This window comes from Paraburkholderia sp. RL17-368-BIF-A (assembly GCF_046054045.1).
Classification (GTDB): Bacteria; Pseudomonadota; Gammaproteobacteria; order Burkholderiales; family Burkholderiaceae; genus Paraburkholderia; species Paraburkholderia graminis.
Map to the genome: position 1 here is coordinate 1 of NZ_JARESN010000012.1, position 12,218 is coordinate 12,218.

Consider the following 12,218-nt stretch of genomic DNA (forward strand, 5'->3'; position numbering starts at 1 on the left):
CACGATCAGCCGCGGGTCGTAGATATAGTGATCGACGTCATCCGCGAATACGATCTCGTCGCCGTATTGCGTCTCCACAATGAAGCAGTAAATTCCGGCCTTCTCTGCGAGCATGTGGACATAGGCAAGGTCGCTCATCTGGTGCTGCATGCGAAACAGATGCTTGCGGTATTGCCCGCGCAACCTGAATGAAAACTGGTGCTCCCTCAGCCCATGACCGCACAGAACCGCCGCGATAATGTCGGGCGTGCTCGCGTGCTGGAAGATTTTTCTGCGGGTCACTGCCTCGAGTCGCGCGAAGTGCGATCTGAGCACGACCTGGTACTTCACGTAGTCACGGGTAGTCTGGATCGTGGAGAAGCGCGCGATGAATCCCGAGAACTTACGTGTAGCGCCATCGTCGGGCACGATGGAAAACGTGGCGTCGACGTTCAGATAGTCGGCGCGTGCAAGCTGCTGCGGGTGGGTCAACTCGATGCGCACCTCGGTGGGTGCGCCCATCTTTTCGGTTGCCGTGAACGAGACGACCGAGAGCGCCGGTGCGCTCTCCGTGCCGGGCACGTCGAGAAAGTACGCCTGACGTCCCGTGACGCCCTGCCGTGATGGATCAAATTCTGCCACTCCCCGCTCCCTGAAAAGACCAGCGACGCAGCGTTCGCTGCCAAATCCGTTAACTGACCATTTAAGTTCATTAAGGTCAACGAATTTAATTTGGGATAGGCAGGGAGCAACAAATCTTGACAGAAGTCCGTGCCAGACTGCTCCAGAAGGATCTCTGCGGTCATGCATCAGAATCAGTGAGCGGCGTCACGTTCGATGTGCGGGCGTCCTCAGTCGCTGCCGCTCGCGGAAGATAGCGCTCGCTTCGCCGCCTTGCTTCATCGGCACTAATACGCTATCGACTGCGGCCAGCGTTGGCAAAAAGCTGGGCCAATGGGCTCAAGCGCTCTTATACAAACTCAGCTCAACGACGCCTCGAACACGCGCCGATAGTTGCCGCCTAGTAGCTGTTCGGTTTCTGTTTGGGAGAAGCCGGTGGCGAGCAATGCTGCGCCCAACGCCGGTAGTTGTTCATAGCGCGTGAAAACCGGCGGCGCAATGAAGCCGAGCATGTCGGTGCCGAGGCCGACGTGTTCGACGCCCACCACATCCGCCATGCGCTTGAAGCCGTGCGCCATCGCATCGAGGTCGTGGAATGTGCCGGAACTCGGCCACACGCCGATCACGCCGCCCGTGTCCGCGACAGCGCGCGCATGGTCGGCTGTGATCAGGCGGCTGCGCGCGCCTGGATGTCCTGCGAGCGCCGTGTGCGAGAGCACCAACGGCTTCGTCGTGACTGAAGCTGCGCGCTTCACGAGATCGAACGTGCCGTGCGCAACGTCCACCACAATACCCAGCGCATTGCAGCGGCGCACGACATCCGCGCCGAAATCGCTCAAGCCGCCGTGAACAGGCGCCTCCGTTTGAATGTCGCCGAGTTCGTTCACACGGTAATGCGTCAATTGAAGGTGACGTAGATGATGGCGCGAGTACGCCTCGTCGATACGCTCCAGTTGCCCCTCCAGAAAGTCCGCGCCCTCGGCGGCGATTATCACGCGCGGTCTTTCTTTTTCCGTCGACGCTAGCATGCTTGCATTCGTCACGATGACGAGTTGCTCGCGATCGACCAGTTCTTTCGCGCGGGCGAATTCCGTTTGGCCGAGTCGATATAGCTCGCCTGGCTGCGGCTCGCGCCACGCCTCGAAACGCTTGCGATCGGCGGACACGTGCGTGACGACGGTATCGGTGACGATGGCGAGGCAGATCACATTCATCCCGCCCGCGCGCATCGAGGCGCTGACGGGCGTCAATGGCCGATGGTCGCCTATGGCCGGATCGCGTGAGACGATGACATGGCCCGCATGACTGTGCATGTCGATGGTCAATGCGCCAGGCGATGCTTGCCATTGCTGCTGCTCTGAGCGCGACTCGGTGTATCCGGCAAAGCGGCCATGCGCGCAAGCCGCGAGCCCCAGCGCGGTGGTTGACGCGAGAAACGCACGGCGACTCATCCGCGAAACCGGCGGCTGCTTGACGCTCGCCGCTTCATCAACGCGCTCGGCCAGTTCGAGCCGATAACGCCAGCCCGCAGGATCGTCGACGAATCGCACCAGACGGCCACGCATGGTGACCAGGCCTGCGTCGAGCGCGACCGGCTCGAGCGGAATGACTTCAATGCAAGTGAAAGGATCGCGTGGCACGCAGCCGCCGCAACAAGGTTCTCGCGCGGCGAGGAGGAAATAGTCGACGGTGATTGCGGTCGGGTCTAGTGGAATCATCCAGCCTGTTATTTCCACCATGCAGCGGTTTTGATCTATTGCCGGGTCATCTCGGATCATGGCCCATATCAATGAAAGTGAAATAGAGTCGTCGTCGGTTGGCAGCATTGTCATTAGTATCCGATTGATGGTCTGATGGCGGCATGCAGTTAAACGCGACGTATGCAAAGATTCCGTCGGCAGAGCCTCCGCTTTATTTTCGCGGTATATCCGCTATTCCATCAAAAACATTCGATGCACTTTACCGAGCCCTTTCATTCATGCAACAACCGCACGGCGCGGCTGGTGCTCTTTCTCTCCATCGCGAGTTCATGCTTTTCCGTAGCGCCGGATGTTCTCGCGCAAAACACGATCACGCTATACGGCACGATCGACACCAGTATCGAAGTCACGAATCCCGGCTCATCATGGACGCCGCGCCTCGACTCGGGCGCTTACCGCGGCTCGCGAATCGGCTTGCGCGGCGCGGAGCAACTGGACTCGGACACACGCCTTCTGTTCGAACTGGAAAACGGCTTCAGCTCGGCCGACGGCACGTTGGCCACCGCGGGCACGATCTTCAACCGCCAGGCGTGGATCGGCATCGGCGCGCCGTGGGGCGAAGTGCGTGTGGGCCGTCAGTACTCGCCGATCTACATTCCGTTCAAAGGACAACTCGACGCCTTCGGCGCAGGGACGATCGCCTCGGGGTTGAATAACCTGTCCAAAATCACGCCTTATACCGACAACGGCATCGCCTATCTGTCGCCCGACTTTCACGGCTTCACGACGACAGTCATGGTCGCACTGCGCGACAGCGGCGATGGCAACGGCAACGGCAACGGGCTATCCGGCGACTACGAAACGTTTGCGTACTGCAACGGACCGCTTCGCGTTTCCTACGCGCATCAGCAAACGCATGGCGGTACGACCTTGCGCGCGAACCTCGGTGGTGTCTCCTACCAGTTCGGCGCAGCGACCGCCTATGCGTCGTTCTTCAACGGCGACGGCGGTTCGCCGCGGTATCACGACGACGGTCTTTCGCTTTCGATGCGCTATGCGTTCTCGCCGCGCCTGCGCGCTTCGTTAGGCTATGCGTACGCACGCGATCGCTCGGGCGGCGACAACGACGCGGACCAGTTCAGCGTGGCGTGCGAATACGATCTCTCGCCGAAACTCACGCTCTACGCGAGCGGCGCGATGCTGCGCAACCACCACGACGCTACCTTCACCCTGCGCGGCGTCAACGTCACCGGCCTTCCCGCGGCCTATCCGGGTGCACCGGTTCGCGGCGTGCAATTGGGAATGATCGAGCGGTTCTAGCCAGATATCGGCCGCGAGGCCGATTAAATGATCCAGCGAGGGCGACGGTATTTTCGCCAGTCGCGGTGGACGCGTTAATGTACGAGCGCCGTGAGGCGGACGCCGAAGTACCCGCGCCCGCCGCCACGCGCGAACGGGACTCCATCCACCAAAAACCCTCTTTCACGGATTGTTTATGCTTATCAAGAACGTTGCGGTCAGCCTGCCTTCCCGAATCGTCACCAATGACGAAGTCGCCGACATGATCCGGTTTCATTCCACCGGCTACGACGGGGACATCGACAGAGGCATACGCACCATCAAGACACTGCTCGACAGAAGCGGGCTCGTCAACCGGCGCTGGTGCGACAGCCACGAATCACCCATCGATCACGTCGCGATGGCCACTCGCAAGGCTTTGTCGGAAACCTATTTGCGGCCGGAGCATATCGAGCTGTTTATTTATGTCGGCATCGGCAGAGGGTTTCTCGAGCCGGGCAATAGCCACATGATGGCGAGCACGCTCGGCTTCATCAATGCGGAATGCTTCGACGTGGTGGACGCCTGCATGAGCTGGACACGAGCGATGTCGATTATCGACAGTTTGTTCAAGTGCGGTCAGTACAGAAACGCTATGATCGTGAATGCCGAATTCAATATGCTCGCAGGCGGTCCACTCTACCCGGGGAATTTTGCGTTGAAGAACCAGGCGCAAATCGAATACACGCTGCCGTCGTTTACGATCGGCGAGGCCGCCACCGCCACGTTGCTGGTCGCCAACGAGCCGGACAACTTCAATTTTGCCTTTCGGGGCAAGCCCCAGGTATCGGACCTGTGCACCATTCCGATTCCCGGCTACGAAGGCTTCTGCCATCCGTCGGAAAAAATTGGCAAGAACGGCGACATGCGTTTTACATCGTTCGGCCACGAGCTTCACAAGAATTCCGACGAACTGTCCGCGGTACTCGCTAAACTGCCGATTCCGAGGAAAGACATCGACATTGTCTTTACCCATGCTTCTTCGAAGGCAGCGTGGCACGGCTACGGAGAAAAGGCCGGAATAGAGGACAAGATGTATCACATCTATCCGGAAACGGGGAACCTCGTTTCGGCCTCTATTCCCGCCGCGATAGCGATGGCAAAAGACAGCGGAGAACTGAAGCGCGGCGACAGAGTGTTGTGCTGGGTTGGCAGTGCCGGCATGTCATTTAACGTCAGCAGCTTCAAGTTCTGAGGCCGGTTCAATAAAAGTTAAAGAGCGACATGAAAGCCATTTCAGGGGGCATCCGCTATCTCAACCGGGTCGTGTCCGATGCCGCGAAGGTCTCCGATTACAGCGTGTTGGCTGTGGGCCTGATCGGCACCGTTGGACATCCGGTGTACTGGTTGTGGTGGACGTTCATCGATCCGCAACCGAACGAGAACCTGCTGATGCGGGTTGTCGGCACCGTGAGCTGCGCATTGCTGCTTCTGCGCCGTTTCTGGCCCGCAAGGACAGCGCGCCTCCTGCCGTGGTTTTACTTCGTAACGGTAGCGTACACGCTACCGTTTTTCTTCACTTACTACCTGCTGTCCGGTCATTACTCGATGCTGTGGTCGATGGCCGAACTGGGCATGGTGTTCTTTCTGATCGCCATCTTTCCGTCTTTCGTTGCGTTGTCACTGAATCTGGCGCTCGGCATAGGCGCTGCTATTCTGTGCGCGCGAATCGTTATTCCGGAAGCCGTCCACGTCGACGCGCATCTCTTTCTCTACACCTATCTGCCGGTTTTCACGTTTGGCATTTTCGCCGGCATCACGTTCTCATACAGCAATCTGAAGGGGATCGTCGCACAGGCGAGAACCGGCGCGCTTCGGGCGCTTGCCGGGTCGATCGCTCATGAAATGCGCAATCCTCTCAGCCAGCTCAAGCATGTTCTCGATAGAGTAGAAGAAGTCTTGCCCGCTGCGATAGATCATGACTCGCCGCCGGCCGCATCACAGCGCCGGATTGCACTGCTGTATCGGCACCTGGCACACGGCCAGTTGTCGATCGAGCGCGGTTTGCGCATCATCGCGATGACACTTGACGAAGTCAGCGCGAAAGCCATCCGCCCGGAACAGTTCACGTATCTGAGCGCAGCGGCCGCAACGCGCAAGGCGCTGGACGAATACGGCTTCGGCGACCAGAACGAACGCGCGCGAGTCAGACTCGCGGTGCTCGAAGATTTCACCTTCAAGGTCGACGAAACGGTTTATCTGTTTACGCTTTTCAACCTGATCAAGAATGCGCTGCATCACATTGCGGCGCATCCTTTGGCCACGCTCACGCTGACGGTGGATCGGCAGACAGTAATCGTGCACGACACCGGTCCCGGCATTGCGCCCGAAATCCTGCCGCATCTTTTCGAGCCGTTTCGCACAGCGGGCAATTCCGCAGGCACGGGCCTCGGACTCGCTTACTGTCAGCGCGCAATGCGCGCGTTCGGCGGCACGATACGCTGCCGCTCCGAGGTCGGTCAGTTCACGCAGTTCACACTCGAATTTCCGCGCGTTTCCGAAAGCGAGGTCGCCGAGCACGAGCAGCAAATCTTTAATCGTGCCGCCCCGTTTTTCGACGGCAAACGTATTCTCGTTGTCGATAACGATGCAGACCATCGCACGCGCGTTCAACGGGCACTGTCGAAGGTGGGCGCAAAGCCTGGCGACGCAGCGGACGGCGAGGCCGCGCTCGCCGCGCTCAGCGAGTCCCAGCCGTGGGACCTGGTGCTGATGGACATCAACATGCCGACGCTTGACGGCTACACGGTGACCGAACGAATTCGCGCCGATCATCGCAACCCGAACTGCAATGTGATCGTCGTCGCTTATACGGCGGAGCCGGGCAACGTGGCGCGATCTCTCGCGCGCCGCGCAGGCATGGACGAATTCGTCAGCAAGTCGGCGAGCATGGTCGAGTTGATCGGTGTTTTGCATAAGCTCTTCGAGAACGGTCATCGGCATGGCCGTATGCAGCGCTTCGATGGCTTCGTCGGCAGAACGATTCTGCTCGCGGACGACGACACCTACAGCAGACTGGTCGCGAAAGGCTATCTGGAGCGATTCGGCGCGACGGTCGTCGAAGCCGAGCATGGACCGGCCGTGCTGGCGCGCTTGCAGCAAGGCGTCGTTATCGACGCCATCGTGATGGATATGAACATGCCCGGCATGGGCGGCGTGGAGACCACCGCGCTGATCCGCGCGCGCTCCGATGCCTACGCGAGCGTGCCGATCATCGCGTTGACCAGTCAATCGGATCGCGAGGCGGTAGAAAGCTGTCTCGCCGCGGGCATGAACGAAGTGATGACCAAGCCCGCGCAAATCGGCGCGCTATATGCAGCGCTGGCGCGGCAGTTTGCACGCCATCGAGTGAATCATGTGACGGCAGACACGGTGTCGTCGCCCGAGAACACGTTGTCTGCGGGCAAGCTCGCCGCGTTGCATGAAGGTCCGTTGCTCGACGAGAAACATCTTCAGGAACTGGTCGCGCTGGACTTGCTTGACCAGACATTCCTCAACGGCATCGAACAGATTCGCTCGACGGTGGCGCAACTCGCCGCGAGCGTTAGCGCGCGCGACTTCGACGCGACACGTGACGCCTTGCATGTGCTGCTCGGCGTCAGTGGCAATATCGGCGCAAAAGCGCTGCATCAGTTCGTGCGCCAGATTTATCCGCGCGTGCTGGAAGGCGAATGGCCTGCTGAGGCAGACTGGCTCGCGCGAATCTGCTCGTTGAGCGACCGCTCGGCGCCCGCGTTGCAGACATATTTTGCTTCGGCGAAGGCGCCTGAGAATCATCGCAAGACATTGAGCGACTAATGATCTTTCAAAACGCCTTGCTAACCGGCAGCACTAAACATACTTGCCTTTCAACTCACGGAGCCAACGATGACTGAAACGATAGCCATTCGACGCATCCATGCCGACGAAGCAATGGCCTGTGTCGATTCGCTCGCCGATCTGCTGATCGACTGCGTGGAAGGCGGCGCGTCGGTCAGCTTCATGTTGCCTATCTCGCGGCAAACCGCGCTTCGCTTCTGGCAACAGGTCGCGAATGGCGTGGCCCGCGACGAGCGAATCCTGCTGGTTGCCGAACGCGCTGACGGCAAGATCGTCGGCACCGTGCAACTGATCACGGCGCAGCCCGAAAACCAGCCTCATCGCGCGGATGTCGCGAAGATGCTCGTGCACCGAGACGCGAGGCGTCGCGGCATTGCGGCGCGTCTCATGACCGCCGTCGACGACGAAGCGCGCCGCGCCGGCAAGTCCGTACTCGTGCTGGACACTGTGACCGGCGGAGATGCCGAGCGGCTCTATGAGCGCGCAGGCTGGCAACGTGTCGGAGAAGTGCCAAACTATGCGTTGATGCCCGACGGCACGTTCTGCGGCACTACTTTCTTTCACAAGCAACTCGTTGCGCAAACGCCGTAAAGCCATTCAATAAGCCGTGGCTTTTACTCCTCGAACAGGTCCGGGCCGAACACCTCGTAATGAATCCGCGTCTCGGGAATATCCATCGCGCGTAATGCATCGTGCTGCAAGCGCATGAACGGAATAGGGCCGCAAATGTAGTAGTCCGCGCCGGGAAGCAGAATCAGATCACGCAACTCATCGAGATTGATAAAGCCCGCACGGTCATAGTCCTGACCGGCTATATCGCCGGGTAGCGGGTTCTCGTAATAGACCACCGCCTTGAAGTTCGCATACGTCGCGGCGGTTTGCCGAAGCCTGTCGCGCATCGCATGCACTGCACCGTTTCGCGCGCCGTGCACGAATACCACTTGCCGCTGCAGGTCCTGAATCGCGCGCTTGAGCATGCTAACCATCGGCGTCAAACCGACGCCGCCGCTGATCAGCACGATTGGCGTTTTCGCGTGTACGTCAATATAAAACGTGCCGTACGGCGCGGCGAGTTTGACCTCGTCGCCCACGTTCACATGCTCGTGAAGCAGCGACGACACATAGCCCGGCGGTCGTGAAGCGTCGCCCTCCTCGCGTTTGACGGAGATGCGATAGCTGCGCCCATTCGGCATGTCGGACAGACTGTACTGGCGAATCTGTTGCAACTGCAACGAAGGCACATCTACTGCAATGCTGATGTACTGGCCCGGCTCGAAGTTGACGACCGGCTGCCCGTCCGACGGTTCAAGCACGAACGATGTAATGACGCTGCTCTCAGGCCGCTTTTCCTTGACCACGAACTTGCGCCAGCCCGTCCAGCCGCCGAGTTGTTGCGTCGACTTCTCGCGCAACTCGCTTTCCATTCCCATCAACAGGTCCGCGAGATTGCCATAGGCCTGCGCCCACGCGGAGATGATCTCGTCCGTGGCGGCGTCGCCGAGTACGTCCTTGATCGCGCCGAGCAAATGTTCTCCGACAATCGGGTAATGCTCCGGCCGGACATTCAGGCTCGCATGTTTGTTGGCGATATTTTTCAGCACCGCCGCGAGACTGCCGGGATTCTCGATGTTCTCTGCGTAAGCGTAGACGGCGCGAGCGAGAGCCTGCTGTTGCTGGCCCTGATCCTGGTGGGCCATGTTGAATACGTTCTTCAGTTCCGGGTGCGCGTTGAACAACCGTTCGTAAAAGCGCTTGATGATCGGCAGCCCATGCTGCGCCAGCACAGGGGCCGTAGCTTTTACAACGTCCTTCGTTTTCTGCGTAAGCATTTGCCTCTCCTTTTATGCGGTGCACGCGTCGCGAGCGCGCGAGAGTCCATGAATAAACGCCTGCAGCAAACCGCGTGACAGCGCAGCATCCGGTGAAAATTGGCGACGGCTGATCATCAGTTACACTGACCATTAGCCGTTTGATTGGGAACCCCACAAAAAGATGAATAGCTTCGATATAACCATTGAGACATATCTTTCAAACATTCACTTCGGCTTGCACACAACGCATGCAATACAGGCACTCGCCGATCTCTACACCTTCAAGGGTCTTCTGCTGATACCGGTGTTGTGGTGGATGTGGTTTCAATCCGGCGAGCGCAGTGCATGGCGGCGCGAAATGGTCATTGCAACGATACTCAGCGGTCTCGTCGCGCTTTTTGTAGGAAGAACGCTCACGCACTGGCTGCCGTTCAGAGTGCGCCCCGTCTACAGTTCCGAACTGAATCTGCACTTTGCGGCCGGCGTGTCCAAAGACGCGTTGCTGTCTTCGTGGAGTTCATTCCCCAGCGACCACGCGATGCTATGGATGGCCATCGCCACCGGCATCTTTCTGATCTGCAAGCGCATCGGCGTACTGGCGCTGATCTACACCGTGTTCTTTATCTGCGTCCCGCGTGCCTATCTCGGCTTTCACTATCCGACGGATCTGCTGGTCGGCGCGGCAATCGGAATCGCGATCACGTGGGTCATGACACGCGAAGCCGTTCGCGCGCGTTACGCGGGCCCGCTACTGCGATTGAGCGAACGCTACCCAGGCCCTTCCGCGATGCTGGCCTTCGTGCTCTGTCTCGAACTCGTCACCCAGTTCGACGAACTGCGCAAGCTCGCGAGCAGCGTGCTGAAACATGTATAACGCGTGCGACGCAGGCTTTAACTGCCGATAGAAACGTACAGAAGCACCATCGGCGCCTTCGATGCGCCCGGCGCCGGCGCACGCAGCGGCACGCCATACGTGCAGCGAAAATCGACGAAACGCGACCATTGAAAACGCACGCCCGCGCCGACGCTAACGAGCGACCCATGAGCGGGTTCCGCGAGTTGATCGTCGCGGTTCCACACATGGCCTGCGTCGACGAACACAAACGGTTGCGCGGCCGCACCGCTCCCGCCGAACTGCAACGCGGGCGCACGCAATTCCGTCTGCACGTTCCAGCCGCGATCGCCTAGCACGACGTACGGCTCGTAGCCTCGCACACTGGTCTCGCCGCCGAGGCCCATTTCCTCGCTCGGCAACAGCGTATTCGGCGTCCACTGGAACGCGCCGCGCCCGGTCAACGTAAAGCCGCCCAGCACGATCGCGCGTTGTGCCGCGAGTTGCAGATACGCATAGCGGGCGGTCGCGCCTTGCCGCGCGGCGGCGAACGCGGCGTCGTTGTTCGAGCCGTCCAGTCCGCCAGGACTTCCCACGAGTGTCGCCGATAGGTGCCCGACGCCCGCGTCGCCCGGCTGACTGACATCGTAGGTAAGCAGAAACTGGTGGATGTGTGTGTTCGAGTTGAACACCTGAAAGCCGCCGAATTCCAGATTGTTGTTGCTGCGCTTGAAGTCATAGCCGAACTGAACGAGTTGCGCGGTATTCGTCGTGGTCGGCAGACGCCAGTCGTAGCGGACGCTCATCTGCGCGGAAATGCCCGTTTGCCCGTAACTGTCCGGCAGACGCGGCGTGCTCTGCGCATAGACGCCGAACAGTTCGATGCTGTCGTGCCACGGCAGCGGCGCAATGTAGTTCAGCGCGTGAGCCATGAAGCGCGCGCGGTTCGGGCGTCCTTCAATGTCCGGGTTGCCGCTGAAGAAATCGTTGCTCGCCGTGAATTGATACGCGACATGCTGATCGAGCCCAAACAGATTGCCGTAGTCGATGCCGGCAAAAAAGCGGTCGCGGCCGAGATCGCGCACGCCCGCGTTGTCGTAGCCGGCGCTCACGCGAAGCGGCAGACGGTCGTCGGTCTGCAGGATGACGTCGGTTGAATTCGCCGCTTCGCCGGGCGCAAAGACCGCATCCACGCGTCGATAAGGATTGGCGTTGAGTACCGCGAGACCGAGCGAAACGTCCGACTGCAGAATCGGTGCGCCCGCTTCGAGCGGCATTTCGCGTTTGAGCAGATCGTCGGAGAAATAGCGATTGCCATTCGTGCGCACCTGTCCCAGGCGAAACTCGGCGACTGCAATATGCACGACGCCGGAACTCACGTCCTGCTCGGGCACGTACACATCCACGAGCGGTTTGCCGGCGGCGCGATAACGCTCCACCACGGCACGGCGCATGTCGGCAAGGCGTCCGAACGTGAGGGGCTTGTCGAGATCGCCGTCGAACGAATGAAGAAATGCCGCGTCGAGCAGGGGCAAATCTTCGGCGGCAATGCGGGGCTGCGTTGTGGCGGCAGGAGCGCTCGCGCCGGCCGGTTGGAACACCAGTCCCTCGAGTCGGGGCACTGCGATCTGCGCGGCATTCTCTTCCGATGGCGCGGAAGGTTGCGACGGCGCACTACGCGGAGTGGGCGGCGTCGGCTGCGGCGCAAGGTCTCGCCATGCCTGCGCGAGCACGGCGGAAGAGTGAAGCGCCGCTGTTACGCAACACGCAATGCAACACGCCAGCAGCGAGCAGCGCATGCTGCCGACGCGCGCCAGCGCATCCGTCGATGAAATACGCCGCTTAACGCGCAAGCTGCGAGCGCAACACGGAATGCGGCGCACTGAACGGCATCGGGCGCATGCCGTCGGCACGGCTTGCATACGATGTCGGCGAAATACTGTTCATCACGTCTCCTGTCCCGCGCAAGGCGCGCCGCATGCTAATAAGTGGATTGGGCTCGCGCGCGGCGGCCCGATTGTGCGCACGCCCGTATTATTGCAGCGGCTTTCAGGCGCACAATGGGGCACGGATCGCGCGATCTCGACCTATTGCGCCTAAAGGTCTGCGGAATTGGCC

General features: G+C 60.1%; 9 protein-coding genes. 5 read left to right on the top strand and 4 right to left on the bottom strand.

Going from position 1 to position 12,218, the window contains the following annotated elements; genetic code table 11:
* The coding region (locus P0D87_RS20650) for a contractile injection system protein, VgrG/Pvc8 family (RefSeq protein ID WP_408637015.1) at positions 1-621 on the bottom strand (621 nt) is incomplete at its 3' end.
* 338 nt (positions 622-959) lie between these two features.
* Positions 960-2,318 carry a dipeptidase gene (locus P0D87_RS20655; protein WP_321175819.1) on the bottom strand — a complete coding sequence of 453 codons (1,359 nt, stop codon included), beginning with the start codon at positions 2,316-2,318 and terminating at the stop codon, positions 960-962.
* A gap of 234 nt (positions 2,319-2,552) precedes the next feature.
* On the opposite strand from P0D87_RS20655, the gene P0D87_RS20660 reads away from it, so the two are divergent.
* From P0D87_RS20660 to P0D87_RS20675, 4 genes are all read left to right on the top strand, one after another.
* A complete protein-coding gene (locus P0D87_RS20660; RefSeq protein WP_321175818.1) occupies positions 2,553-3,620 on the top strand; it encodes a porin in 1,068 nt (355 codons plus the stop codon).
* Between the two features lie 175 nt (positions 3,621-3,795).
* Positions 3,796-4,833 carry a 3-oxoacyl-[acyl-carrier-protein] synthase III C-terminal domain-containing protein gene (locus P0D87_RS20665; RefSeq protein WP_053859942.1) on the top strand — a complete coding sequence of 346 codons (1,038 nt, stop codon included), beginning with the start codon at positions 3,796-3,798 and terminating at the stop codon, positions 4,831-4,833.
* 29 nt (positions 4,834-4,862) lie between these two features.
* Positions 4,863-7,436, top strand: a complete 2,574-nt coding sequence (locus P0D87_RS20670; RefSeq protein ID WP_171800042.1) for an ATP-binding response regulator — start codon at positions 4,863-4,865, stop codon at positions 7,434-7,436.
* Positions 7,437-7,505: 69 nt separating this feature from the next.
* Entirely contained in the window at positions 7,506-8,048 is a 543-nt protein-coding gene (locus P0D87_RS20675) for a GNAT family N-acetyltransferase (protein WP_053859940.1), read from the top strand.
* A gap of 23 nt (positions 8,049-8,071) precedes the next feature.
* Here P0D87_RS20675 and hmpA read toward each other — a convergent pair whose 3' ends face one another.
* Positions 8,072-9,286: an NO-inducible flavohemoprotein gene (gene hmpA / locus P0D87_RS20680; protein ID WP_053859939.1), complete on the bottom strand. Its 1,215-nt coding sequence runs from the start codon at positions 9,284-9,286 to the stop codon at positions 8,072-8,074.
* 163 nt (positions 9,287-9,449) lie between these two features.
* Here hmpA and P0D87_RS20685 point away from each other — a divergent pair, with 163 nt between their 5' ends.
* The gene (locus P0D87_RS20685; protein WP_053859938.1) at positions 9,450-10,142 is read left to right on the top strand and encodes a phosphatase PAP2 family protein; all 693 of its coding nucleotides are present in this window, start codon (positions 9,450-9,452) and stop codon (positions 10,140-10,142) included.
* A 17-nt stretch (positions 10,143-10,159) separates the two neighbouring features.
* Here the strand turns inward: P0D87_RS20685 and P0D87_RS20690 are convergent, their stop codons facing one another.
* Positions 10,160-11,899 carry a ShlB/FhaC/HecB family hemolysin secretion/activation protein gene (locus P0D87_RS20690; RefSeq protein ID WP_053860802.1) on the bottom strand — a complete coding sequence of 580 codons (1,740 nt, stop codon included), beginning with the start codon at positions 11,897-11,899 and terminating at the stop codon, positions 10,160-10,162.
* Between the last annotated feature and the right edge of the window lie 319 nt (positions 11,900-12,218).

What these genes read in the sequence shown, in the direction of transcription:
- P0D87_RS20685 (WP_053859938.1), top strand. Translation starts at nt 9,450, where the DNA reads ATGAATAGCTTCGATATAACCATTGAGACATATCTTTCAAACATTCAC.
- P0D87_RS20660 (WP_321175818.1), top strand. Translation starts at nt 2,553, where the DNA reads ATGCACTTTACCGAGCCCTTTCATTCATGCAACAACCGCACGGCGCGG.
- P0D87_RS20675 (WP_053859940.1), top strand. Translation starts at nt 7,506, where the DNA reads ATGACTGAAACGATAGCCATTCGACGCATCCATGCCGACGAAGCAATG.
- P0D87_RS20665 (WP_053859942.1), top strand. Translation starts at nt 3,796, where the DNA reads ATGCTTATCAAGAACGTTGCGGTCAGCCTGCCTTCCCGAATCGTCACC.
- P0D87_RS20670 (WP_171800042.1), top strand. Translation starts at nt 4,863, where the DNA reads ATGAAAGCCATTTCAGGGGGCATCCGCTATCTCAACCGGGTCGTGTCC.
- P0D87_RS20655 (WP_321175819.1), bottom strand. Translation starts at nt 2,318, where the DNA reads ATGATTCCACTAGACCCGACCGCAATCACCGTCGACTATTTCCTCCTC.
- hmpA (WP_053859939.1), bottom strand. Translation starts at nt 9,286, where the DNA reads ATGCTTACGCAGAAAACGAAGGACGTTGTAAAAGCTACGGCCCCTGTG.
- P0D87_RS20690 (WP_053860802.1), bottom strand. Translation starts at nt 11,899, where the DNA reads ATGCGCTGCTCGCTGCTGGCGTGTTGCATTGCGTGTTGCGTAACAGCG.